Below are 26,183 nucleotides of genomic sequence, written 5' to 3' on the forward strand. Positions count from 1 at the left end.
ATCTATTCCATTCGCTTTCCTTTGACAAAGAGCGGCTGTAAGCAGTAGGTGTAATAATCGATATTTTTCAAGTAATAGATCAACCTGCCGAGACCGGCTACCAGTGCAAGAAACGAAGCAATAAAAAATGAAAAGCCGTAGTTATAAAGGGGCAACATTGCTATGGTGATGACAACGGTACTGACGAGAAATAAGGTTGTTACCGTAAGCGCCCCCTTCCGATCGTCAAAATAGAGCAACATCAACACGATCACAAACATAACAGCGTACAAATACCCCGCGATGACCAAGATGTTGTACCGCTCCATTTGATCGGACGTAAAACCGATGTGCGGAAGCAGCGTAATGCCTAGAGCCAGTGCAACGAAGGAAAAGAACAGCTGCACCTCCATCATGAAGCTGAGCTCTTGCATCAACGTTTGAACCATGTCTGTTTTCGCCCGCTTGATATCCTGTACCGAGCCTATGCCCAATATCGTGCCGTAATACGCTCGATACTTCTCGTAAAAAGCAGTCTCCACAGATACCACAAACATGACCATCGTAGGCAATATGCTCAAGGAAGCGTAGAACGCTGGCACGTCGTAAAAAGGCGCAATCACGTAAGTATCCGCCACGACCTCCTGCAGCGGACTCCCCAGCCAGTAAATAAAATGGTGCACATAAAAACCGAGAGAACAAAAGAGACCCACACCAAGCAGACTTGGGTACTTTTTCACGTACTTCAGGAAATCAAAATAATTCCTCGCCCGTTTCGGGAAAAAACTCTCCAGATGAAGCATAGATAGGACGATCATCGTAAAAAAGCCGAGATTCAAAGAAATCAGCATCGCGATTCCTTTTTCCAGCTCAGTCAGATTCAACAGCAGAAACGCAGCCAGAAGCGTAACGGCAACTGCAGCCAAATACCCACGAATGATGCGCATATAATCCTTTAATGCAGACAAGTAGGCGGATTGCAGCCATACGACGATCAGTTCCACAAAAAGAAGGTAGGCTACGAGCTTAAAGCCAAACGGCAGAGGCGCGAGCCAGTAAAAAGCACCGCCGAGAATGCCCCCCACCCCCAGACAAACAGCGATAACTCCATACAAAGACGCAATGATGTCGTTATACTCACGCAAGTAAATTTTGTCTGCAATATAGCGAGAAATGACCATGGAAAAGCCACAGGTAATTAACAGCGAAAACACGAATGCATAAACGACAGCTGCTAAAAAAGACATCCTTTCCAAATAGCTGACATTCAATTGAAGAAGGATTTGCTGTAGCACCGTAATCATTACCATACAAATCAGCATCGGTCCGACTGTGACCAGCGAAGAAAATGCATACGCCTTCACACTGGACAAATACCCTTTATTCCGAAACATTTTCTTCAGTTCAAAGCCAATGCCCGCCATGTTTCTTACACCTCGTATTTCCGATACATATTGCGATATCCCGCCAAGAAATTCTCATGTGTGTAAATAGCCGATACTCTTTGGAAGCCACATCTGCCCATACGCCGTCTCATGGGCTCGTTTTGGCATAACGTAATGATCGCTTGGGCAATTTGAGTAAAATGCATGACGGGTACCGTTATCCCTGCGTTGCCATAGTTGTCCCCATTGCCGTACAACAATTCCCGACAGCTTCCCACGTCCGTTGTGACGAAGGGCTTTCTGCATGCCATTCCTTCCAAAATAACGAGCGGTTGTCCTTCACTGATGCTGGTCAAAACAAGCATGTCCATTTTTCCGAGATACTCTTTCACATTGACCGCACCCGTAAACGTAACATCCTCCAGCTGCAGGCTTTCGACCAATTGCAGGCATTCTGTGTAGTACTCCTCGTCTTCATCCGTCGGGCCCATGATGACAAAGTGTGCGTGTGGCACTTGTTCCTTGACGAGCCCGAAGCTGTGCAGCATTGTTTTAATATCTTTGATGGGTACCACGCGGACGACAGCGCCAATAGTTATTGCGTCGTTCTTTTTTTCCTCCACGATGTCTACATAATCGCTCACTTTTACACCGTTTGGGATCACTGATACTTTGGAAGGATCACAGCCTAGCTCAATCTGAATTTCCTTGTTTCGCTCAAACAACGTGATTACCTCATCCGCGTAAGAGTAGGCACATGCAGAAAGGTTATGAAAATAATCGATCCAAATATCTTTAAAATGACCCTTAATCCAATTTGCCTTGATAATTTCTTCTTCCCGCTCGCGGGTGTAGATTCCATGCTCCGTCAGCAAAAACGGCTTTTTATGCAGATACTTCCCGAGACTCCCTGCTACACCGCCATATCCCGTACAAACACTGTGATACAAATCCGCTTGCGGCATGCCGTTTTGAATGACTAGACATAGTGGCAACACCATCGAGCGAATCATCCAGATCATTTCGGTAAAGGGAATTTGCGGGTATTTTTGCTCGCAAAGCCGCTGGATTACCTCGAAAAAGTCCTTGCTTGTAAGCAACTCGGCTACGGCTGGCACCTTACTCCCCGACAACACGGAAAAAAGAGCATGCCAGTCGCCCTTACTGCCATCTAGCAACGAAAGCAATGCTTGCTGCTCATCCTCAGTCAGCCCCAGACGCTTGCCTAGTGCAGCCTCTTCTTTGAGATAGGCATCCAGAAATACCTCTTTGATTTCCACCACATTCGCGGGGAGCTGGTAGACGTATTTCCCCCTATTTTTCTCTTCTGCACCAATGGCATAAATGATAAACGCATGCTCTGGCATGCTAGCGATTAAGGAATGAATCCAACTAGAGACGCCCCCTGTAATAAAAGGGTAAGATCCTTCGGCAATCAGACAAATTTTCATCGCTTACTCTTCCAGTCCTATTTCAAATTTTGCACCTGTTGCATGTACGAGATAGGCCCCTTCCTCTATTTTTTCTACCGTACAATTTACCAAGCTCGTCATTTTTTTGTTTGTCCGCAAGATGTAATACATTTCGTCGGAGAAGTTGTTCATGTATCCTGTCATTTTTTTATCTGTATGCGCGATATACACATCCGTCTGCAAATAACTCTCAAGGCTTGTTGCAGCTTCGGAAGCTGTCTGGCTGCGCAGCCATGGATAGTGCTGGTAAAGCTCTTCCATCATACGTTGAAAGTCTTTTACCAATTCCGGCCACGACTTGTTATTGCTTCGTTCCTTGTCCAACACATCATCTGGATGAACAAAATGGGAAAAGACGCCGATGGATGTGATCGCATTCGCTATGTACCAATCATGAATGTCTGTGCGACTGTATCCCGAGGTAATACGTGGCAGCTCTACGATGCCATCTTCAGCCACGGAAAACTCCTGGATGTATTCGTGCGTGCTGTCTGATTCCGCATATAAGGAGGCAATGACTCTCAGATCAGGGAAGGACGTTTTCAACGCTCGACGCCCTTCGGCTCCCAACACGTTGGAAGGCGGGACATACACCTGTACGTCATATGACGAGAAGACCTTTTTGATATAATCGTTCAGGTACGAAAGTGACTCGGCCATGCTTGCTTCATCAGGCCAAGCCTTATACTCGTAATGGCTCGCTGTCGCTTGATCAGTAACCAGCGATTGATGATTATATCCGTGGATGCCCAATTCGCCACCCAATTTCACCAAATCCCTGCCGTACGTAATCAGATTGTTCGAATCCGTTCCTTCCTCATCTGCAAAGGGGGCGGAAACTCGGTTATTGTAGGTTTTGATAATCGCTCCCGTGTAGGTCACATCGTAATCAGCAGCAAGCTTGATCATGTCGGGCCACCACACATCCCGAAAGAAGCTGGGAATATCTTTGCGGTACTCGCGGTAAATACTCGGCTCGATTCCCTGACGAAAAGGAGCAGGAAAGTCGTCAATATACGTGATTTTCATATTGAAAATGGGGTACATGAAATCTTGATTCAGTAAACTGATGCCACCAGTAATCAGTCCTCTGTTCATTGCAGATTGCATATTAGTCCCGTTATAGACCAAGAACTTCCCCTGTCCATGCTGAGTCTCCCATAGCAGAGGCATATTGTCGGCAGAAACAGCATGTACCTTCGCTTGCCTATCCAGCTCTACGGGAATCGAGGAATTAACAATGGACTCTGCCCCGATTTTTGCATCTTTTCCTTGGATCAAGAGATTGGATGTCATCTGAATGCCGTTTGTCACGATGGGGAGATCAATGGAATTGATCCCTAGCTTTCGGTAAATGCGATATAAACTGTCATTGTATTCAGGCGTGCGAGAAAGGAATACATTTCCCCCATTGTGCGCATATTGCATCATCGCATCCAGATCGGCTAGCAAGCCTAGATTTTCTATGGTGACAATGACCGTTATGTATTGGGGATCGGGCTTCGAAAATTGCTTAATGTCTGCGAGGTCGTACTCCTTTTTCATGTACCGCAGCACTTGCTCCACATTCCTCGCGATTGCCATGCTACTCTCATCCTTGGAATCATGCAGAATGAGGAACCGCTCCCTTTTAAGCTTGGCGATTTCCTCCTGGCTGATTGCGTTTTGCTTCGGTTCGTCAGTCTGCACTCCCGAGCCTCCCGATTTATTACTACTCACCTGGAGGATGAACTGTGATCGGGTAGCTTCTATGGTGATCCCCAGAATCGCCACAAAGATCAGAATGATGTAGATGTTTTTTTTCACAGGAATGTCGTTGGACCTCTGCCGGCTCCATTCTCGTTCATTTTCCCTGTCTCTTTTCTTTCTTCTGTTCCTTGTCATTCTCATTTTGTATCGCTCATCTCTTTCGAATTCGTACCTGTTTCCTGAGCAGCAGCGACTTCCTTCCAAGTACTGTCTTGCTCATCAGCTTCCAGGGTGTTCCAGTAGCGAATCATCATCAGCGTAGCGTGAGAGATTTTAACCGACGAGCCTTTTAATCGATTCATTTCTGCTGTAAACCCTGCATGGTCTCTGATCGTAAAGAATCGCTTTAGCGACATGACATATGGCTGTTCACTTTCTGGATGATACTCATGAAACAATTGACAGTACTGTGCGGCTTTTTCATAGGACTGGTTCACTAGCTCACAATTGATCTTGTCCACAAAATAGCTTTCTTGTTCCTGATAAACGTCCAATAAAGACTCCAGCACAAAGGAATACGTATAGCTGTATTTCACATAGGTTCGTTGATCAATGAGTGAACTGTCCAAGTACTTCTTCAATACGTCTGCGTAGGCGCGTAAAACCTCAAGATTCTGCTTGTTTTCCTCGTATTTCACCGATAAATCCTGCAGCTGAAGCTGAAGGTTGCGTCGCATTTCCGTTAAAGCGGCTGCTGCGTAGTGAACCGTTTCCGAATCTTCGTTTTGCAGGGCTGTCTCCAATGTGCCGATCTGCCAAATGGTCTGCTCTTTCAGAACATCGATCAGCATCTTTCGCCGCGTGCTGGTGTCATTCAAAAACAGAATGTCCTCAACCGGAACGATGTTCATTTCCTTTTCCATGTCTGTTCTTCGAAAAATATTCGATCCCTCCGAGAGCTTCAGCAAGTCGCTCTCCAGCATTAACTCATTCACATTCATTTTCGATGTGCGCTTGTACACATCGGTAATTGCCAATAATAAAAGACCGAAAATGGGAAGAAAGCCAGCGACTAGCATTCGCATGATCAGCATTTGCTTATTATGGCCGTGGCTTTGCATCAAACTGTAACAAACAGTCACCAATACATGGAGGATGAGAAACTTAAGCATAGGCGCCATCCCTCAGGGAGAAGCGATCCTGGTCTTTTTCCTGTACAATTCTCGCTGCAATGCCGAGTCTGCCCAACCGATCAATCACGATATTGGCTTCTTGCTCGTTTGAATTGGAGAGAATGATATAGATGTCTCCTGCTTCGTCCATTCCCATATAATCCGCTTCGCGCAGAGAGCTGGCGATAAAGGAAGAGAGCGTATGATGGTCCATTTGCGCAGCGTCCACTGCCAAGAGTGTAAAGTCAGTGTTCAACTGTTGCTTAGCATCCCTTTTGTTCTTCAACATAGCCGAAAAATAAGCTGGAATCAGGATGGAGGTGTCTTCTAGATAGCGATCCTTTTGTGTGGAGTTTAAGAAACGAAGTGAACGCGACAACGCGGAAGAGATCAATTGAACGGCGACCTGGAAAAGGTTTTGGGTGTACATCGTAAAATTTTCGAATCCAAGCTGTTGCAGCGTTATGACCGCCACCATTTTGCCATTGTCAAAAATGGGAGCTGCCATAAGAGGCATGTCGTGACGCAGTTCTTTATTCACGATAATCTTCTTCATTATCATTAGTTCAGTAAGATAAGCATGCTCACTCATTTTCAACGAGCGTGGCAGATCAAAGTCCGCTTTATTTGATTTAGCCATCAATCGCAAGAAGGAGCCATTTTGATTCATCGTATAAATTGCGATCTCATCGGACTTCATGATTCTTTCCAGCACCTTGACCGATTTCTGCAATACGCGTTCCGGCTCGAGGCTGTCCAGCTCCTTGGTGATGTTGTAGATTTTTCCGAAGCTGTCTTCCGAATTCACGATCTGCTGCTGCAATTCTTGTTTGACCATCAGGACATCGTTGTAAATGTCTTTTAAAAAGTCGTACTTGTCTTCCAGCGCTTGCTTTTGCAGTTCCTTAGACAGTATGTCCCTGTTGCGTTTATCGATCGAATAACCCACAGCAATCCCGATAATAAAATAGACAGCGATATGAAACAGAGCATTGGCGTCATACAAGAGCGATACGACATCGCGCCCGTTATGCAGGCTTTCTCCGATGAAAAGTCCACAGGCCAGGATGACAGACAAGAGTGATTGCTTCGTTCCGTAAATAGCGCCTATCAACACGATGTAAATCAGCTTGAGATCAAAAACACCACTGTTAACCGTTCCAACTGTAGCGAAGACCACCACAATAAAAGCGAGAATGTTCTCAATGTACGGCCTTGCATCCCATGAACGGAGCCAATTGATCGTTTTCTTCGCTTCGCTCTCCTGCTCTTGTTCTTTCTCTACGAGGGTCTCTTGATACCACTGCGCCGTTTTTTCCAGCCCCTCTGGCAATGAATACATCGGGATCCAGTCTAGTCTTCTCTTTGCCCGCGTATTGTCCAAAACCGACTTATCTACATCTCCTGGGCGTTTTTCCCTTCGCACTATTCCCTGGAGCTGCTGGTTCGCCCCGAGAATGTCAATAAGCTCATTAATGCTGCTTTCCTGATTGGTAGACAAATTCATCACCCCGGTATCATCCGTGGTAACGGAACGGAAAATGGCGTCAGCTACATCCTCTACATAAATAAAATCTCTCGTTTGACTGCCGTCCCCGTGCAAAACTATTTCTTTTCCATGGTTGATCTGGGTTAAAAAAGTAGAAATGACACCGCCTTCCCCGACTGCGCTTTGTCTGGGGCCATACACATTCGCCAAGCGGAAGACAACCGTTCGCAAGCCATACATTTCCGCCCATTTGAGGCAATACATTTCGCCGATGTGCTTGTTTATTCCATAAACAGATACCGGATCACACACTGAATCTTCATGTAAAGGAGTATTTTCATTCATGCCGTAAACAGCGGCTGATGACGCAAAAATAAATTTGGACACGCCATATTTGCTCGATAGCCTCAGCATATTCATGAGTCCAAGAATGTTCGTATTCGAATCCAGCAGGGGGTCTTCCATGGATGCAGCAACACTCACTTGGGCCGCTAAATGTACGACGACATCGAACTTGTTGCTTTTAAATACTTCATCGCATTTTTTATCCGCTACATCCAGCTCGTATGCCTTATGCGGAAATGTGACGTTCCTCTGATTGCCTGAACTGAGATTGTCGAGGATAAATACTTTATAACCTTCCTTATTAAATCTCTCTGCGACAAAAGAACCGATGAACCCATAACCACCTGTGATCAAAACTTTCATACTAACACCTCAGCTATTTGTTTCCCCTGTCTATCTCCCTGACGAGCATTTAACCCTGTTCCCAGCACTTTTTGGACAGCCCATTCGATTCGCTCCAGCTGCAGTGGCTTCGCTATGAAATCCCGCGCACCTGCCTGAATCGCCTTGATGACGGTATCGTGCCTAGACACTGCTGAGCAAATAATGATCTTGGCATCCTTGTCCAACTCCATGATTTTGCGTGAAGCAGTCAAACCGTTCATGCCGGGCATCGTGATATCCATCGTGACGAGTGATGGTTTATACAAGCAGTAATTTCTAACAGCCTCCTCTCCTGAACCAGCTTCTGCTATGACATGCAGTCCTAACGACTCAAATATGTTGCGCAGCACATGTCTCGTAAACGCTGTATCATCAACAATCAGAATGCTATTCATCCAAAACGTTATCTCCCATCCTATCCATCTATATCTTTTGGATCATTTTATTATAGTAATATATCCCTATTTTCTCTACCAACCAAAGTTACTGTCCTGTAACTTTTGTTTTACATAGGCACAAAGACCCCCCGATGTGTAGCTTTTCCTATTCTACTAGGGTCATCTCAACAATTTCTGAACAAAAGACAATCATAAAAAAAAGAACAGGGACAGATACCTATACGGCAACTTATCCCTGTTCTTCTTCATGTTTTTACACTATTTTTTTCGCCGAACCTTCTCTTTCTCTTTTTTCAACAAACGAATAAAGATCACCAGTACAATCAGGAATACCGCCAGAATCACTCCGATTAACCAGAGCGGGATATTGCCCACTACCTCGTTTATGCCTTTTGTCTGTTTCTCTTCTTGGTCTTCGAGCTGAATAGAGAAAACCTCGTTTGATTTGCTCATCACGACAATTTGTCCATCTTCGTTGGAATTCTTCAGATAGTTAAGGAGATCGGCATGAAGGAAAGTTCCCTGACCAGCCTTACTCTCGTCTGCAGATTGGAACACACTCAACGTCCGCTCTTGATTCCAGATCGAGGGCTGAATCCAAGCCACATAACGGCTCGTCTCGTTGATTACGTGGTATTGGTTCAATTGCTTGGCCTCATTGATTAAAAGCTGTCCCTGAACCTTCTGCAAACTCGGGTACCGCTCAATATCCCCCATAGCAATCACATTGTACGAGACGATCTCTTGCAAGGCCTCCTCGTTCAGCGGCTCCTGGAAAATGACGAAGGAGCTTCCCTTCTGATTACTTACCTCCGCCAACATGTCATTCATTAACATCGAGAACTGCGACAAATAGGAACCTGTCCATTTTTCTGGCAGCAGGAAGGCGGTGTCCTTCAATCCAGTATCCTGCACAAAAGGAGCGGGCCAGTACCGGAAGCTGCGCTGTGCGGGTACCTCGTGTGGCACTTTCAAGCTACTTTCCTTATCGATAAACACCCAGCGTCCCATATTATTCTCAGGCGCGCACACATCACCCTTCTGGTTCATCGAAGCTGAGAAAGAGACTGTCAGCCCATGATTCGCCTCTTTGATGACAGACTGTGAAATAGGAATACTCACATGGTAGTTATCATTATCGTCCACTGCTTTCAACTGCTGGAGCATGACCGTATAAGGTACGCCATTTACCGTTACCGTCAACTGGTGCTGTGGCTTATCTTCCCCTTCGTACTTCTGCATGAGCAATGGGGAAATCTTCAGTTTCAAATCAAGCGTGACGTCCCCGGTAATCTTCCAATGAGACGGAATTTTCAAGGTCACTTGCTCGGTACGGCTTTTGCCGTGCTCAAGCATCACATGCGAATATCCGCCTGAAGCCAAAGAAAGAGAAATCGGATTTTGCTCGGCTGCCTGTACACGGGGAACCTGCTTGACAGCCAGTTGATTCCCTGCCAATTGCTTGTTCATTTCCTTATCTGTCAGGAGATGAATCGTCTCAGCCAAGTGTGTCTCCTTGCCTCTCGACACCAAGAGCAAGAGCTTGGCTTCAGCAGATTGATTTACTCTCATCTGATAGGTATCGAGCCCCAGCTTTTGTTCCCTGGTCGCAATCCCCTGTTCAGCAACCAGTGTTTTGAGCGGGCCAGTCCACCCTTCCGGATTGCCAATCGCGATGACGTGTCCCAATTCTCCCTTTGCTTTCCACTCGCTCTCTGTCTGGATCGGGATCGGGCGTTTGGTAGCTGTCTGGGCAGACAAGGACGTAGCTACCTTTAGCGCGGCTGCTACCACATCTGGATCAGCGGCATCAGGAACGACGATCTTGGTAAACACTTCAGTCGAATTGCCCGGCTCTACGAACGGTACTGGGTACTCCCTCAACAGATCGGCAGACGAGGTTACAGCCTGCGTATCCAGAAAAGCAAAGGAGCTTTTATCGATTTTTACCCAATTCGCAGGATCGTTCTGATCGTCGCAAATCTTGTCGGTGAGCAGGCTATGCTTCGTGATGGTAATTTTGTGGAAGCCGAGTGCTGTCTCATCCGCTCCCAGCGGTATTCTGATTTTCCCTTGCTGGGCTGTCTCCTTGGTTAAAAACACGCTTTTCAACGGCCTGTCATCTACACTTACCGTCAAAGTAGAACGTGTGCCGTTCAGCAGCTCGGAGTGACTAAATGAGATTTCCAGATAGTTGTTGCTTCCGATGGTTGCTCGCGGAACACTGTAGAAGTAATCAAAGGACTCGTTTACCCCATCCAATGTGACCGGTTCGCTCGTAAAACGCAAAACGGTTCCTGGCGTCTTATCAAGTCCATTGGATGCGTAAGTCGTTTTTGCTTGCTTGGCTAGGTTGGAAAAGGTAAACACAGCTGGGCGCGACGTCTGTCCCGATGGTGCAGTTGCTCCGGCTTGTGTCGGTGCTATCGTGCCTTGAGCGCAGATCGTACCCACTCCTTGCCCAAAAAGGAGGGCGGTTACGGTCAATAGCGCAAACGCCGGTTTCCACTTGTTTCTCTTCATGTTTTACACCTGTCTTTCTGCTGGCGGTGCGGACTTCTTATCTGCCGCGAAACGCTCTGTCTTATACCATTTAAGTTCCTGTCGAAATACAACCCGCTTGAACTCCAGGTACAGGGCGTAGACGACCAGGACGATCCAGAGCTGCGAGTAAGTAAAATACATCAACAATACAATCAAGAAGTTTTTTACATTCAATTCAGTCCGCTCAATACTAAGTGCGATCATTACTTCAGTGACGTACAGGAAGTATGCCAAAATCCAGAGAATCATGGCGACAATGCCTACCTGCAAATGCAAATCGACGAACATATTCGTCACAAACAGTACATCCGATACGATCACACCCATAAAGAACAGGAAATAGGTGAAGAAGAAGTAGATCAAATCAAACATGATGCTTTTCTTTCGCAAAGAGAAGATTCTCCACATGAACTTCAACACGACGTACTGATTCCCTCGCGCCCATCGCGTCCTTTGCTTCCACCACACCTTCCAGCTTTCAGGCTCCTGCTCCCAGGTGATCGCCGCTGGGAAGAAACGAATATAGTAGCCCTCATTGTAGACACGGATCGTCAGCTCGGTGTCTTCCGCGAGAGCTTTTTCATCCCAGCCTCCCAGTTCCTCAACTAGGCTGCGGCGAATGGCGAAGTTGGTCCCCGGAATCGTCGTCACATGGAACCAGAAAAATCGTCCTGCCTGCGCCATCCATTGAAAGCAGATCGTCTCGATGTTGATAAAACGTGTAAGCAAATTCGTAGCGGCGTTCACCACCCTGAATTTGCCGACAACAGCTCCTGCCTTTGGATCGTTTAACAGCGCCAGAACGAGGTAGTAGACGGCTTTACGCTCTGGTGTATTATCAGCGTCATAGACCACAATGACTTCCCCTGTGGAATGAGCCAAGCCCTGGTTGAGCGCACCCGATTTTCCTTTTCCGGCATGAGGCGGCTTGGTGTGGACCACCTTCACATACGGGTATTTACTGGCGTATTCATCGGCGATTTCACCCGTGCGATCACGCGAGTTGTCATTGATGACGACAATCTCCAGCTTGTCTTTCGGATAATCCAGCCTTAGCATCGCCTTAATGGTCCGTTCAATGACGACTTCCTCATTGTGAGCAGGGATCAGAACGCTTACCTTTGGCAGCGGATGCTGGTTTTTTTCCCACTCTGGAATGGGGCGTCTATATCGCAAATAGTGAAAATACCCACCCTGCATCAAGAACATATGGTACAGCAGCATAATCCAGATGACAGACAGGGAGAGATAAAATAAAGCATTAGCCATCGAGATCACGCTCCATAAATAGTTGTTTGCGCAGGTTAGCCCGATTGCGCCACGTATACAGCGTAAACAGTATGACCATGATAGTCACGAGTCCGGCAATGCCCCATAGTACGAGCTGTACCCACCCATTTTCGCGCAGGAAATCCTGAAGATTTTGGTAAATATCCGGAGCCTTTAACGTTGAACCCTGCGCGTCTAAAGACTCGACGAGGATAGGTGGCTCACTTCCTTCCTGACCGCTACCCAGACTGATTTCCTGTCCACTCAGCCCGCGGACGTTTATCCACTTCACATCAGGCAGGGTTTCCACGTAGGCAATCATTTCTTTTAAAGGTTCTACTCCTAAATATGGATGAAAAAACATGCTGACCATGCCATCGCGTACAAAGCTGACCTCTCTGTATTTATCCCTGATATCCTGCATCGGAGTAGAAGAGGCGGGATCATAATACCCGACTGTTTCCGGCAGGAGGGTCATTCCGTGCAAAAAGGCCGGCTTCGATACAAAAGGAGGTGCTCCCATGTGTACCCAGTCCCTGTCATTAAACTGAAGCTGGCCAAGGACATATGGAAAGTAGCGAGCCATGACCTCGTACCCTTTTTGGCTCATCGTGTAGTGCGGAGCCTCAAAAGCAACGGGAGCAAGCCCCAACTCGGTCAGTTCCTTGATTCCTGTCTCCATGCGTGTCTGTATATAATGCTCCTCGTATTCTTTCAGCGACTGCTGATAAGTCTCATACTCGGCCTGAGACGAAAACGCATGCCTTTTCTTCAAAGGGGTCTCGTCATCTGGAGCTTTGGAGACTGGCGAGTTATTTTCGATGTCCCAAAACTCCGACCCTTCCCCTGTTTCCGAATTGCGATAGTGGTGCATATATCCGTGCAGCACGATGCTTGCTCCTCTTTTTTGCAATTCCCGCAGCACCTTGAGCATCTCTGGACGATCCTTAAGATGGATCATCTGGTTCGTCCCGGAGTTTTCGTACACCGGAATAAGCGCAATGACGAAAGGAATCCCCTTGTCTGCCAAATAACTCCCCGCCTCCCAGACCAGCTTCGGATCGGAATGAGGGTGTACATCCTCCAGACGGATCAACGCGTAACGCCCCGCGTCATGCGGCTGCTTGAAAACCTCGTGCAATGCTTCTGCCACAAAGAGGGAGAAGGGCGAAGTGAAATTGGAGCTGGCAAAATACGCTGTCTTTTCGTTCTGAACCATTAGCGGGTATGTATACATCCCCTTCCAGCCCTCAAGCAGAACTTCGCCTTGAGACAGCGAGATATGCCCCACCAAGTAGTTGTCATTTAGCAGAACTTGGTCAACACCCTGCGGCTTTGATACCTTCTGGATATCCACTTGTCCGTTCACATGAAAAAAGGAAAACCGCTTTCCCAGCTGCTCCACGTTTTTGCCAAACGCAAGCCAGGTGCCCTGAAAGCGTTGCATGATTTGCCTCGAAGAACTGCTCAAATCTTTCGAGATGCTGCCGTAATAGACGAGATGTGTGACTCCAGCCAAATCTCGCTCGGTCAATACCTCGTCCGCCACATAGGTGAGCTTTGAGCTGTAATGTCCTAGCACCAGATCAAGCATGCGCACTTCATCCGTCAAGGCTCCATCTTGGGTCGAGTAGACGACCAGTACCTCCGGCTCTTGTCCCGCCCCCTCAGCAGCGTACAGCTTACCCCCTGTTCCAGCCAGCAGCAAGAGCATCACAAGCAAAGAAACGACTATGCGGTAGCAATTATTGAATGTATTGTTCAAGCTCTTGTTTGGCACGTTGCACCATCTCCAAATGGTCACTCACATCTTCCGCGTAATGACTGATTCCAAACCCGATCGTCAGTGTGACCTGCTTTTTGTCATTTTCTAGATTGTGGACGGATAGGAGCCTTTCGATCTTTTTGACGACTACTTCCGCCCCTTCTTCATGGCTGTTGCTCAAAATAACCGCGAAGGTTCCTGAGCCCTGCTCCCCGCGGTCGAGACGAAACTTGCGGTCTGTCAATCGCGTGTTGTTGCGTAGGATAGTTGAGAGCGAGCTGAGCAGATAATCTCCCTCCTTGGGGCCGTACAAGCGCTGGAAGGAATCCAGATACAGGACTTCAATGAGCATCAGCGAAAAAGGGATGCCTGTCCGGCGAGAGCGACTAAATTCTTCTTCCAAATCAAAGAGCAGTCGCTTCTCATTTGAAAAACCCGTCACTTCGTCGATCGTCACCAGCTCGTCAAACTTCCCAACCATCTCCTGATGCTCGGCAACTGTCTGCCTCACCAAGCGATGGATCAATCCGGTCAGAACGGCAGCGCCGAGAAAGAGTCCCATCCAGATGACGATGTCAGAGAAAGAAAAGGAAATCGTCCAGCTGGCAAACATACCCCAAATCAACAAACTGCCAAAGGCGAACAAGCTGATCAGGGCGAGCCCCAAGCTAGCCAACAGGCCAAAAATGATACCAGTCAGGCTAATGACCAGTGTCCAGACCAACAGTAAGGCTGGGACCAGCGGCAGAGCAGGCATCCCCACCGCAAACAGGGCGAGCAGAATGATGAAAAGCAAAAACAACACTTGATAGCTGATAAATTTACCGTTTTTACTGAAGCGTTCCCTCATTGAACAGCCTCCTTTCTGCGAGCAGTGGAAGCAGATTGTCAAACGAATGCGTGTCCATCTGACTCATGTCCACGTAACCGCCATAGAACTCGCTTTCTGGACGTCGAATCTGCTGACGAACCATCCGTTCATATAAATCACGGGCAAAAGTGTAATCCTTAAGCTCGCTTGCTGTCAGGATCGCCAAGCTGTACACAGCTGGTGACTCGTACGTTACTAGCGGTTTCCTGGTACTGGCATCGTATCTGCCATACAAGAGTCCATTACGCGTAAACTCATCTTTGAGAAACGCCCACAGCTCTGGGGATGATATGCCTACTTGTGCGCGATGGTAGCCGATGTACAACTGGTCGATCAGATTCACTTCCTGCTGATAGACATACTCCTTGCTGCCCAACTGATAAGAAAATGGGAAAAATCCGTTTTTGGTCGGCAACGAGTTCAGAAAGAAATGTACTTGATTATTCAATTCTTTGCTCACCTGTTGATGCTTCTCCATCAATTGAATGGCTGAAGCATTCAAATAGGAGAGTGTCAGGTAATCACTGGCTACCTTATTATGGCGATCGTAAAAATCGACCAGCAGTCCCTCTCGACTCTGGTTCTCTACGATGCTTTGTCCAACTTCATTGGCCAATTGGATATAGGTCTCGTCTCCCCATTTTTCGGCTGCCATGTAAAGAGCTTCTGCGATCCTCAAGTCATCTACAATGCATTGGTCGCGACTGGGGTCTTATTCCCTCCACCCGCTTTCCAGGCAATCCATCCATTCTGATAATTGTAGGCTTTCAAGGCCTCTACATTCTGAGCGAAGAGCCCTTGATCCCCTTTTTCCACTGCGTACAGCATCCACAGACCAAGCGATTCCGAAAGGGTCTCTGTCCCTTTTGCAACATTCGGGTCATTAGATGTAGCAGGCTTCATATTCGTTTTCAAGGTCAGATCGTCATTCGTCAAATGCTCCTTAATAAAGAGCTCGCCCGGCAAAAGCCTGACGTATTCGGAGCCACTAGTATTTTGTTCCGTTTTCATGGCAGACGGCACCCCCTGCAAAAAGCATCCACTCAAGATGAGGACAAGTAGGGAGACGGCTATAATGGGAAAGCGAAAATCTTTCAACATGCTCACGCCTTTTTAACATAAGTTTCTATCTCGCTACGATTCATCCCAGTTTCCATGTACCCTAGCGAAAGGTGTCGCACTTTCTCCGCCTTCACTCGACAATGAACCCATAGCTTCCTGTGATCAAAATTTCATAGTAGCACCACAGCTATTTTGTTTCATCTAGTATCTATTTCCAACAAATTTTGAACAGCCCATTCAATCCTCTCAAACTGTAAGGGCTTTGCGATAAAATCACGTGCACCAGCCTGGATCGCTTTGATGACAGTGTCGCGTCGTGCAACTGCGGAACAAATAATGATCTTCGCATCCTTATCCAGCTCTATGATTTTTCGGGAAGCAGCCAAACCATCCATGCCCGGCATAGTAATATCCATCATCGAGTGACGGTCGATACAAACAATAATTTCTAACCGCCTCCTCCCCGGAATCAGCTTCTGCAACTACCTCAATACCTAGTTTCTCAAACATGTTACGCAGCACGAGTCTCGTAAACGCTGTATCATCAACAATTAAAATGCTATTCATCCAAATTGTTTTCTCCTATCTTTTATACCACGACTTTCGAACTATCATAAGGGGGTTACTCTACTCAAAAACGACATATTCTGACCAGTTCTACATTCTACTTGGAACATCTAAACAGTTTCTGAACAGAATACTCTCCTATCGTCCATTCCATTACTGGGAAACAAAAAAAGACCGAAGCATCTGCTTCGGCTCTACTCACTTCTACCTATTTCAAACTATTCAATGAACTCACTATATTTATCTAGAACATCTTCTCTTAACGTAATCTCTGAATTTTGGCTAAATGACTTTTCATTTTTTGCTGGTTTTGAATCTAAATTAAATTTTCCTAAATCATTGTTAATGACACTGTACTGTCCATGTCCATTATCATTCAAGAAAATAATGTACTTCTCACCTTGTTCCATTTCTTTATATTCATCAATCGTGATTTTTTTCGTTCCATCTAACTCGATCATACCAACAGGTTCTATTATGGAAAGTGTTTCAGATTCTTCTAAATCAAAGTCATTCGGAGATTTAATCATTTTATCTATCTCAATCTCTGTTAACGTATAAAAGTCTTGCAAACTACCATCTGCATAATAACTGGTCTTATGTTCTCGATCTGAAAAGTCAGAGGTTGGAGTCCCTATCAGAATTAAATCTGCTTCATCCAACTCCTCGGCACTTTCATATGTCATATAAAGTGCTTCCAAAGAGATTGTTTCCATTGGCTCATTCTTTTGGGATAAGGTGCTGAAAGCTGCGCAAACAAAAACGATGGCAGTCAACATGATTCCAATTGCTATTTTCATATACAATCGATTCATTTTCAGATTCATCCAAAATCCTCTCCTTTGACTTTTTATTATTCCGCTTCTCTATTGCCCCCATTTATTTTTCAATTCTGTCTTATCGTAGGAGCTTGGTCCTCTGCTTTGTATCCCTTGTTTCATTACAGAAGTTACGTTGCCAATAGGATGTGCCAGTTTCAGGCTGTGTCCGATTTCGTGTGTAGCATTCGAGATTCTTTCAGCTTCGCTCATATTAAACGCGTCCATATTATTGTGAAATATATGAACTTTGGTAGAGGTCCAACTACTATTAATACTTGCCATCCGTGAGCCATTATACGGGTCCATCCTTCCTAACAACCCTTGAACACTCGTTTCTCCTACATAGTATTTATCTGAATTCTCATGCGTCCGTGAAACAAAGCTAACCTTTGATGATATGCCTTCCCAATTACGAATGGCTTGGTTGTAAACTTTCTCGTAGTCATAGGAGTAGTTGTATACGGAAGCATCAAACTCATAGACAGTAGTCCCATCCCATGTTTTTCCTCCCTGCCAGTAATCAGCAAGTGCAGACTGAATAGGAACAATCAATAAGAGCGTTGCAATCCCTAAACTAGTAAATTTTCTCTTCATGAGCTCACACCCTCTTTTTCCTTTTTTTGGAATATATTCAAATTATATGAATTTTTCAATAAGTTGTAAATATTGTATTTTTAGAAAGCTTCTCTGGTTCCAACGCAAAAAGCCGAAGCATCGCTTCGGCTCTTTTTGATCCTCTTCTATTCTCCTCTTTCATTACCAAGCTGCAATACAACTATCCGTACGCATATCAGTACCACCGTTTAGCACACTGTTTTCATCACGCCAAATGATTTGACCGCGCCCGAAGTAATTGCCGAGCTGCGCCCACTTGATGGTATGGCCCCTGCGCTCCAAGGCTTGTGCCAAATGCTCCGGGAAATGACGCTCCAGCTCCACCGTTTTGCCTTCCATCCACTGCCAGCGCGGCGCATCGAGCGAAGCTTGCGGATTGAGGTGGAAGTCGATCGTGTTCATGACCACCTGTACATGTCCTTGTGGCTGCATGAAGCCTCCCATTACGCCGAATGGACCCACTGCTTTTCCACCCTTCGTCAAGAAGCCCGGGATAATGGTGTGAAACGTTCTTTTGCCTGGCTCCAAGCAATTGTCATGAGCGGGGTCCAGCGAGAAGTTATGACCGCGGTTTTGCATGGCGATTCCTGTCCCCGGCACAACTACCCCGGAACCAAAGCCCATGTAATTGCTTTGGATAAAGGACACCATGTTGCCCTCACTGTCAGCAGTCGCCAAATAGACCGTGCCGCTCGTTTTCGGCTGACCAGGCTCTGGCGTCAAGGCTTCATGACCAATCAGTGCACGGCGAGTGGCAGCGTATTCTTCTGACAACAATGCTTCCTTGGAAACTTTCATTTTGCTCTCTTCTGTGATGTATTTTAATCCATCGACAAATGCCAGCTTCATCGCTTCGATTTGCTTGTGATACGTTTCCGTCGTGTCTTTTGCGTCAAAATCAAACCCCTTCAAAATGTTCAACGCCATCAGACCGATCATCCCTTGCCCATTCGGCGGGATCTCCCACACGTCATAGCCGCGGTAGTTGACGCTGACCGGCTTCACCCATTCCGGCTCATAGGCAGCCAAGTCTTCTTTGCGCAAGTAGCCATCGCGCTCACGGGAGAACGCGTCGATCTTGTCTGCCAACTCTCCGCGATAGAAGCTCTCTGCATTTGTTTCCGCGATTTGACGCAGCGTCTCGGCATGACCCGGCGACTTCCAGATGTCGCCTGCTTTTGGCACTTTTCCATCTGGTGTAAAGGTGGAGAACCAATGTGCGAACTCTTCCCCTTTTAATTGCAGGGAAAACTTTTGGTGTGCGGCATTCCAATAATGCGCCAATGTTGGCGATACCGGATAGCCATTCTCCGCATAATCAATCGCTGGCTGCAACACCTCTGTCAGCGGAAGGCGTCCAAAACGCTTGGACAAGGCGGCCCACGCGGCAGGTGCGCCTGGTACCGTGACAGGTGTCCAGCCGTAGGTCGGCATTTCTTCCATACCTTTAGCTTTTAATGCCTCAATGGAGATTCCTTGTGGAGCAGGCCCGCTGGCATTCAGTCCATGCAGCTCGTCTTTGATCCACACGAGGGCAAATGCGTCTCCTCCGATGCCGTTTGAGGTCGGTTCTACTACAGTTAGGCACGCAGCCGTTGCAATCGCCGCATCCACCGCATTTCCGCCCTTTTTCAATATATCGAGACCTGCTTGTGCCGCCAGTGGCTGCGAGGTCGCCACCATGCCGTTCTTGGCAAAAGTCGTCACACGCTTCGATGCGTATGGGTATTCCATTGCGTCATAGTTAACCATGATTTATGCCTCCTTAAGTAGTTCTTTGTTAGCCGATAAAAACAAACCCGTACGCCATCGCTCCCAGAATGACAAAAGCGGGATGGACCTTCCATGTTTCGAGCAGAAGGTAGGATGCCACTGTCAAAATCCCTGTTTGCATCCAGCCGATCCCCTCGACTGCGCCCATTAGGAATTGATACGTCATCGTTCCAAGCAAAACCGTAACGACTGGTCGTACCGATTGGGTCATCGCTTTAACCTGTGGAGCACTGCGAAATAAATTAATAAAACCCATTAATAAGACCATCGCGATCGCAGTCGGAGCAACCGTTGCCAATAATGCGACTACTGCACCCGGTACACCCGCTACCTGATAGCCAATGTACCCAGCGAGCTTGGTCGCGATTGGGCTGGGCAACGCATTTCCTACCGCCAGCACTTCTCCGAATTCCTGTACAGTCATCCAATGGTAATGGTCAACCACTTCATTTTGGATCAAAGGGATGCTCGGTGGTCCTCCCCCGTACCCCAAAATGTTGGAGATGAAAAAGGCCCAAAATAATTGCAGGTAGATCATGCTACTCCCTCCTTACCGTCCTTGTCCTTGCGCTTGCGGACAGACCAAGTAGAGTAGGCAAATGAAACGGCCAGCGCAATCCCTACGACGATGCCCGGATGCCAATCAAGGAAGAGCAACGCTACGAGTGAGAGGGCGAGGGAAAGGCTCACACCTGCTTTGCTGGACGCTCCCTTCCAGCCCTTTGAAAGGAATTCCCATGTAAGGACGCCTGTCATGACTGCGATTACGGGACCGATTGCTTGGATCATGCCGTATACACCCGGCGCATCCTTCCATTGATAAATGACTTGCAGCAAACCGATCATCACAAGCACGATTGGCATCACTACTGCGATGTTTGCCACCAATGCACCCTTCCAGCCTTTTACCCGATAGCCGATAAATGCGGCCAGCTTGGTCGCAATTGGCCCTGGAAGAGCGTTGCCGAGCGCCAGATTGTCGGAAAAGTCCTCATCTGTCACCCATTTGTACTTTTTCACGCACTCGGTGTAAAAGAGGGGAACCATCGTAGGTCCTCCTCCAAACCCGAAGATTCCGATGCGGAAAAAGGCGAGAAATAATTTCCAGTAAATCATAGCTGTACCTCCGTCCTTGCCTAGCTAGCGAATAAGTTCGCCCGATTGCACCAAATGACAAGATACCAGTTGGTCCTTGCCGATGTCTGACAGACTGGGCACCTGCGTCTTGCAAGTCTCTGTCGCATATGGACAACGCGGATGAAAAGTGCAACCGCTCGGTGGATTTGCTGGACTCGGCAAATCGCCTGTCAACAAGATCCGCTCGCGCTTTTGCCGTGGTTTCGCTGCTGGAACAGCCGAGAGCAGCGCCCGTGTATACGGATGACTCGGGTTCTCAAATAGCGTCCGCTTGTCAGCAATTTCTACGATCCGCCCCAAATACATCACCGCGATCCGGTCACACAAGTGCTTCACGACCGACAAATCATGCGAAATGAACATCAGGGTCAGATTGAATTCTTTTTTCAAATCCTTCAACAAATTGAGTACCTGTGATTGAATCGATACGTCTAATGCAGATACGGGCTCATCGGCAATGATCAGCTTTGGCTTTACGACCAGTGCCCGGGCGATTCCGATCCGCTGCCTCTGTCCGCCGGAAAAATCGTGTGGATGACGGTTCAGATGTTCTTTTCGCAAGCCAACGACCTGAATAATCTCTTCGATAACTTTTTCCCGCTCTGCCTTTGTCCCGATGTTGTGCACCATCAGTGACTCCATCAAAATCTGCTTGATCGTCATCCGCGGATTCAGCGAAGCGTATGGGTCCTGAAAAATCATTTGCAGGTTTCGGCGCATGACGCGCATTTCTTCTTTGGGAAGTTTCGCTAAATCTTTGCCATCAAACCAGACTTCTCCTGCTGTCGGCTCCAAGAGGCGTAGAATCGTTCGGCCCGTCGTAGACTTGCCGCAGCCCGATTCCCCTACAATCCCAAGCGTTTCACCGGGATACACTGTCAGATCAATACCATCGACTGCTTTGACATGTCCTGTCGTCCGCTTCAAAAAGCCACCCTTGATGGGGAAATGCTGTTGCAGCCCTTTTACTTCTAAGAGAGGTGTCGTCATGTCTGTTCTCCCTCCTTCGCGTACAGCCAGCAGCGACATTTTTGATTGTCCAGTTGCAAGAGTTCAGGGGGCTTTTCGTGACAAATCGCAATTGCTTGCGCACAGCGCGGGGCAAAACGGCATCCCACTGGCATTTGATACGGCAGGGGAACTGCTCCTGGAATGGTTTCCAGATATTCGCGCTCTTCGTCTAGCTCAGGAATCGAGTTCATCAGACCGATCGTATACGGATGCTTCGGACTGTCAAACAACGTATCGACATCAGTCTCCTCAACAACTTGCCCGGCATACATGACGATCACGCGATCACACATCTCGGCTACTACACCCAAGTCATGCGTAATCAGCATGATGGAGGTTCCCGTTTCTTCTTTTAAATCGCGCATCAAATCGAGAATTTGCGCCTGAATCGTCACATCCAGTGCCGTTGTCGGCTCGTCTGCAATAATCAACTTCGGATCGCAGGACATGGCCATCGCGATCATTACACGCTGGCGCATCCCTCCTGACAGCTGATGCGGAAACTCTCCGTAAATCTCTTCTGCACGAGGCATTCCGACTGCTTTTAGCATCGCAATCGCACGTTCTTTTGCCTCTGCCTTCGTTACCTTGCGATGTAGCATGACTGCTTCCTCAATTTGTTTGCCTACGGTATGCAGCGGATTGAGGGATGTCATTGGCTCTTGAAAAATCATCGCGATTTCATTACCGCGTACACCTTGCATTTCTTTTTCCGACAGCGCAAGCACGTTCTTCCCATTGAAGCGAATCGCTCCTTCCGTGCTTCCGTTGGGCGGCAGCAAACGCATGATCGACAGGCTGGTTACACTCTTTCCACAGCCCGATTCGCCCACGACGCCAAGCGTTTCACCAGCACGGATAAAGAAGTCGACGCCGTCCACGACACTGACGACACCGCTGTCCGTGCGAAAACGGGTTCTCAGCTGTTCCACTTCCAAGATGGTCGTCATCTGCTCCACTCCTTTTCTCCCGTGTAGGGCATTCATTATTTACGTGCGCGTGGGTCCAGAACTTGCTGTAGACCATCCCCCAACAAGTTGAAGCCCAGCACGACTAAGAAGATGGCAATCCCCGGATAAAATGTCGCATATGGTGCGACGGACATCAGTGTTTGTGCTTGGTTTAGCATGCTGCCCCAGGAGGGAGTCGGCGGCTGTACACCCAATCCGAGATAGGACAAAGATGCTTCTGCGATAATCCCGGATGCCATTGCCAACGTCGCTTGAATCACAATCGGGTTCATGGCGTTCGGCAAAATGTGGCGGAAAATAATGCGTGCATCCTTTACCCCAACCGAACGTGCTGCTTGAATATACTCCATATTTCGAAGCGAAAGAACTTGACCGCGTGTAATCCGTATAAATGCAGGGGCAAAACCAATACCAATCGCCAGCATGGCATTCCCGAAGCCTGAACCGAGTACCGCCGAAATGGCCAGAGCCAGAATCAAAAACGGAAAGGCCTGCATCGCATCGACGCTCCGCATGACGATCCACTCATCCCAAAAGCCGCGGTAGTAACCGGACAATAATCCAATCGGCACCCCTATCAGCATCGCAATACCGACAGAGATCAGTGCTGCCTGGATGGAGATGCGCGCCCCGTAAACAACACGGGAGAAAATATCCCGACCGAGATCATCGGTCCCAAACAAATGCTCACCATCTGGCGGTATTAAAATTTTGTTATAGTCTTGTGCATTGGGGTCGAAGGGTGCGATCAGCGGTGCGAAAATCGCCACCAAGATCAATCCGAGGATAATCACCGCTCCGATGACGCCTAAACCATTCCGGAGAAATTTGCCCACGGTTTTCATCACTCACCTGCTCCTTTCCCAGCCTTGATGCGCGGATCAATGACAGCGTACAAAATGTCGACAATCAGGTTTACCAAGACAACGAGAACCGCTGAAACGAGGATGGCTCCTTGAACCGTTACGTAGTCACGTTTAAAGACAGATTCCACAATCAGACGGCCAAAGCCAGGAATCGAAAAAATCGACTCGGTAATCACCAGACCACCCAACAAGCCTGCGATCATCAAACCCGAGGTCGTTACTACTGGAACCATCGCATTTCTCAGCGCATGCCCCAGAATCGTGCGAGCCTCATTCAATCCCTTCGCTTTCGCTGTCCGAATAAAGTCCATGCTCACGACATCGAGTAAAGAAGAACGCAGCATTCGCATCAATACGGCAGACTCCCGCAAGCCCGTTGCCAAACAGGGCAGAATCATGGCCATCAGATTTTGTGTGGGATTCTCGGAAAAAGGTACATAACCGGATGAAGGCAGCCATTGGTTTTCCACGGCAAAGAAAATAATCATCATCATCGCCAGCCAGAAGCTGGGGATACTCATACCACCTAGCGCAGTAAACGTACTTGTATAGTCAATCCAGGTCCCGCGTCGCACTGCCGCGAGAATTCCCGCAGGAAACGCAATCAAAATCGCTACCAAGAACGTTCCGATCGTCAATTCCACGGTAGCTGGTAGTCTTTGCATAATTAAGTCTGCGACCGGCACACGGTCCGTAATCGATATTCCCAAATCACCCGTTACCACTTTTCCTAGCCAGGAAAAATACTGCACCACGATCGGCTGATCCAATCCCAGCTCGGTTCGCAGTGCCGCATAGGCTTCCGGTGTCGCTTCCTCTCCTAAAATGACCCGGGCAGGATCGCCCGGGATCATATGAATCAAAGAGAATGTCATAATCGACACCAGCAGGAGAATCGGGATTGTCAGCAATAGACGCCTAACTATGAACATCATGACAATTCCTCCTTGCTCTTGCTGTTATAGTGTTGCGCTACCTATTGCTTGTCCAAATTGGCTGTACGGATCAAACCATCTGGAACATAAGTAAAGCCGGTGACTTTCTTATTCATGCCGAGCAGTACATATTGGTGGTACATATAGGCATAGCCCGCTTCCTCTTGCAGCAATGTAGCAGCTTCGTCATACAGCGCCTTACGTTTTGCTTCGTCCAGCTCACCACGTGCTTTGATGACCAGTTCATCCAGCTTCGGAATGGAAATGCGGCCATCGTTGTTCGATGTATCTGTTACGACGAAGTCATGGAAGTTTTGGTCAGGGTCCTGACGTCCAGACCAGCCCAATTGCATTGCTTCAAATTCACCTTTATCGCCTGTTTCGATCAATTGTCCATATTCCAATTTTTCCAATGTCACATTGATGTTGTGTTGTTTCAGCATGTTTTGCAGTACCGCACCCAGTTGTTCATTCTCTGGAGAAGTAGAGATGTACAGCTTAAAGTTAAATCCGTTCGGTTGACCGCCCTTCGCGAGCAAGTCCTTGATCTCTGCTGTATCCGGCGGCTTCGGTGTGTTCAGTGCTTCATTGTAGGCCAGACTGCCTTTTGTAAACGCTGTGCGAGCTGGTGCCGCATAGCCGTTAAACAGTACTTTTACTAGGGCATCACGGTCAATGGCACGATCCACAGCCTGACGGAGATACTTGTTGTCAAACGGCGGGCGGGAGTTGTTCAAGTAAAGACCTTGGTAACCCATACCGGATTCTGCAACCAATTGTAGGTTCGCATCGCCCTTGATTGCAGGGATTTCTTTTACAGGGGTATCATCGATGATATCCAGCATGCCGGACCGCAAGTTTTGCACCTTCGCTGTTCCGTTCGTGAATACTTTGTAGTTCACTTCATCGATTTTCACTTGACCATTCCAGTAGTTTTCATTTTTCTTCAACGTTACGTGGTCGCCTTTTACTTGCTCCACAAATACGTATGGGCCTGTACCAACCGGATGATTGAGGTATTGATCGCCATGTTCCTTCACTGCTTTTGGCGATACCATAATGCCCGAACGGTCAGTCAAGACGGACAAGAATGGAGCGAAAGGCTCTTTCATCTGGATTTTCACAGTTTGCTTGTCCACTACGGCAACAGAATCTACGAATTTCAATTCGCCCTTCCGACGAGACTTCTCATCGTTCATGTTGCGCTCGAAGTTGAATTTCACTGCCTCAGCGTCAAACTCGGTGCCATCGTGGAATTTCACACCCTGCTTCAGCTTCAATGTATAGGTCTTGCCGTCTGGCGTTACTTCATACGATTCCGCCAGCATTGGCACTATTTTTCCTTCTGAGTCGATATCAAACAGCTTGTCATAGAGGCTCGCGTATACTTGACGATCGTACAGCGAAGTCGAGGTGTTTGGGTCCATTGACGGCGGGTCTGCCTTTAACCCAATATTCAGTACTTTTTTGCCGGAAGCTGGCGCTGTTGTTGCGGCTTTGCCGTTATCTGTACTCGCGCTATTTCCTCCTCCACAGCCTGTTACCAATAAAACTGTCCCCAGAACAGCACTGAGCATTGCTTTGCTCACTTTGGTCGAAAACATAGGATGACCCCTTTTCTCTCGTTTTTTCTCCAGTTCTTCTCAGAATCATTCGGCATTCA

Annotated in this window: 22 protein-coding genes and 1 pseudogene; all 23 read right to left on the reverse strand. The window is 47.6% G+C overall.

Annotated features, from left to right (window positions below; translation table 11 throughout):
- Nucleotides 1–2: 2 nt before the first annotated feature.
- The 23 genes and pseudogenes from pelG to ACQ5DJ_RS18165 all read right to left on the reverse strand — a co-directional run bounded on the left by pelG (nucleotide 3) and on the right by ACQ5DJ_RS18165 (nucleotide 26,124).
- Entirely contained in the window at nucleotides 3–1,403 is a 1,401-nt protein-coding gene (gene pelG / locus ACQ5DJ_RS18055) for an exopolysaccharide Pel transporter PelG (RefSeq protein WP_429843685.1), read from the reverse strand.
- A gap of 5 nt (nucleotides 1,404–1,408) precedes the next feature.
- Nucleotides 1,409–2,815: a GT4 family glycosyltransferase PelF gene (gene pelF, locus ACQ5DJ_RS18060; protein ID WP_429843686.1), complete on the reverse strand. Its 1,407-nt coding sequence runs from the start codon at nucleotides 2,813–2,815 to the stop codon at nucleotides 1,409–1,411.
- Nucleotides 2,816–2,818: 3 nt separating this feature from the next.
- Nucleotides 2,819–4,642, reverse strand: coding sequence for a DUF2194 domain-containing protein (locus ACQ5DJ_RS18065; RefSeq protein ID WP_429843687.1), 1,824 nt, complete (start codon nucleotides 4,640–4,642; stop codon nucleotides 2,819–2,821).
- An 80-nt stretch (nucleotides 4,643–4,722) separates the two neighbouring features.
- Entirely contained in the window at nucleotides 4,723–5,697 is a 975-nt protein-coding gene (locus ACQ5DJ_RS18070) for a hypothetical protein (RefSeq protein ID WP_429843688.1), read from the reverse strand.
- Nucleotides 5,690–7,894, reverse strand: a complete 2,205-nt coding sequence (locus ACQ5DJ_RS18075; RefSeq protein WP_429843689.1) for an NAD-dependent epimerase/dehydratase family protein — start codon at nucleotides 7,892–7,894, stop codon at nucleotides 5,690–5,692. Before ACQ5DJ_RS18075 ends, ACQ5DJ_RS18070 begins: the two co-directional genes overlap by 8 nt.
- Nucleotides 7,891–8,310 carry a response regulator gene (locus tag ACQ5DJ_RS18080; protein WP_429843690.1) on the reverse strand — a complete coding sequence of 140 codons (420 nt, stop codon included), beginning with the start codon at nucleotides 8,308–8,310 and terminating at the stop codon, nucleotides 7,891–7,893. Before ACQ5DJ_RS18080 ends, ACQ5DJ_RS18075 begins: the two co-directional genes overlap by 4 nt.
- 261 nt (nucleotides 8,311–8,571) lie before the next feature.
- Nucleotides 8,572–10,836 carry a cellulose biosynthesis cyclic di-GMP-binding regulatory protein BcsB gene (locus ACQ5DJ_RS18085; RefSeq protein ID WP_429843691.1) on the reverse strand — a complete coding sequence of 755 codons (2,265 nt, stop codon included), beginning with the start codon at nucleotides 10,834–10,836 and terminating at the stop codon, nucleotides 8,572–8,574.
- Nucleotides 10,837–10,839: 3 nt separating this feature from the next.
- Entirely contained in the window at nucleotides 10,840–12,126 is a 1,287-nt protein-coding gene (locus tag ACQ5DJ_RS18090) for a glycosyltransferase family 2 protein (protein WP_429843692.1), read from the reverse strand.
- Nucleotides 12,119–13,906: a DUF2334 domain-containing protein gene (locus ACQ5DJ_RS18095; RefSeq protein ID WP_429843693.1), complete on the reverse strand. Its 1,788-nt coding sequence runs from the start codon at nucleotides 13,904–13,906 to the stop codon at nucleotides 12,119–12,121. The genes ACQ5DJ_RS18090 and ACQ5DJ_RS18095 overlap by 8 nt, the downstream gene beginning before the upstream one ends.
- On the reverse strand, nucleotides 13,872–14,741 hold the full coding sequence (locus tag ACQ5DJ_RS18100; RefSeq protein ID WP_429843694.1) for a GGDEF domain-containing protein: 870 nt from the start codon (nucleotides 14,739–14,741) through the stop codon (nucleotides 13,872–13,874). Before ACQ5DJ_RS18100 ends, ACQ5DJ_RS18095 begins: the two co-directional genes overlap by 35 nt.
- The gene (locus ACQ5DJ_RS18105) at nucleotides 14,722–15,417 is read right to left on the reverse strand and encodes a hypothetical protein (RefSeq protein WP_429843695.1); all 696 of its coding nucleotides are present in this window, start codon (nucleotides 15,415–15,417) and stop codon (nucleotides 14,722–14,724) included. The genes ACQ5DJ_RS18100 and ACQ5DJ_RS18105 overlap by 20 nt, the downstream gene beginning before the upstream one ends.
- A 29-nt stretch (nucleotides 15,418–15,446) precedes the next feature.
- A complete protein-coding gene (locus ACQ5DJ_RS18110; protein WP_429843696.1) occupies nucleotides 15,447–15,773 on the reverse strand; it encodes a hypothetical protein in 327 nt (108 codons plus the stop codon).
- 248 nt (nucleotides 15,774–16,021) lie between these two features.
- Nucleotides 16,022–16,391, reverse strand: a pseudogene (locus tag ACQ5DJ_RS18115) (response regulator).
- A gap of 218 nt (nucleotides 16,392–16,609) precedes the next feature.
- Nucleotides 16,610–17,218: a hypothetical protein gene (locus ACQ5DJ_RS18120; RefSeq protein WP_429843697.1), complete on the reverse strand. Its 609-nt coding sequence runs from the start codon at nucleotides 17,216–17,218 to the stop codon at nucleotides 16,610–16,612.
- Between the two features lie 39 nt (nucleotides 17,219–17,257).
- Nucleotides 17,258–17,806: a hypothetical protein gene (locus tag ACQ5DJ_RS18125; RefSeq protein WP_429843698.1), complete on the reverse strand. Its 549-nt coding sequence runs from the start codon at nucleotides 17,804–17,806 to the stop codon at nucleotides 17,258–17,260.
- Nucleotides 17,807–17,968: 162 nt separating this feature from the next.
- The gene (gene ggt, locus ACQ5DJ_RS18130; protein WP_429843699.1) at nucleotides 17,969–19,579 is read right to left on the reverse strand and encodes a gamma-glutamyltransferase; all 1,611 of its coding nucleotides are present in this window, start codon (nucleotides 19,577–19,579) and stop codon (nucleotides 17,969–17,971) included.
- A 28-nt stretch (nucleotides 19,580–19,607) separates the two neighbouring features.
- Nucleotides 19,608–20,138, reverse strand: a complete 531-nt coding sequence (locus ACQ5DJ_RS18135; protein ID WP_429843700.1) for a chromate transporter — start codon at nucleotides 20,136–20,138, stop codon at nucleotides 19,608–19,610.
- Nucleotides 20,135–20,716, reverse strand: coding sequence for a chromate transporter (locus tag ACQ5DJ_RS18140; RefSeq protein WP_088910535.1), 582 nt, complete (start codon nucleotides 20,714–20,716; stop codon nucleotides 20,135–20,137). Before ACQ5DJ_RS18140 ends, ACQ5DJ_RS18135 begins: the two co-directional genes overlap by 4 nt.
- A gap of 24 nt (nucleotides 20,717–20,740) precedes the next feature.
- Nucleotides 20,741–21,727, reverse strand: a complete 987-nt coding sequence (locus ACQ5DJ_RS18145; protein WP_429843701.1) for an ABC transporter ATP-binding protein — start codon at nucleotides 21,725–21,727, stop codon at nucleotides 20,741–20,743.
- On the reverse strand, nucleotides 21,724–22,698 hold the full coding sequence (locus ACQ5DJ_RS18150) for an ABC transporter ATP-binding protein (protein WP_429843702.1): 975 nt from the start codon (nucleotides 22,696–22,698) through the stop codon (nucleotides 21,724–21,726). The genes ACQ5DJ_RS18145 and ACQ5DJ_RS18150 overlap by 4 nt, the downstream gene beginning before the upstream one ends.
- 35 nt (nucleotides 22,699–22,733) lie before the next feature.
- A complete protein-coding gene (locus ACQ5DJ_RS18155; RefSeq protein WP_144619635.1) occupies nucleotides 22,734–23,564 on the reverse strand; it encodes an ABC transporter permease in 831 nt (276 codons plus the stop codon).
- A complete protein-coding gene (locus ACQ5DJ_RS18160; protein WP_017249656.1) occupies nucleotides 23,564–24,520 on the reverse strand; it encodes an ABC transporter permease in 957 nt (318 codons plus the stop codon). The genes ACQ5DJ_RS18155 and ACQ5DJ_RS18160 overlap by 1 nt, the downstream gene beginning before the upstream one ends.
- Nucleotides 24,521–24,561: 41 nt before the next feature.
- Nucleotides 24,562–26,124, reverse strand: coding sequence for an ABC transporter substrate-binding protein (locus ACQ5DJ_RS18165; RefSeq protein ID WP_429843703.1), 1,563 nt, complete (start codon nucleotides 26,122–26,124; stop codon nucleotides 24,562–24,564).
- Between the last annotated feature and the right edge of the window lie 59 nt (nucleotides 26,125–26,183).

The organism is Brevibacillus sp. FIR094 (assembly GCF_050477165.1).
In the GTDB taxonomy this organism is placed as follows: Bacteria; Bacillota; Bacilli; order Brevibacillales; family Brevibacillaceae; genus Brevibacillus.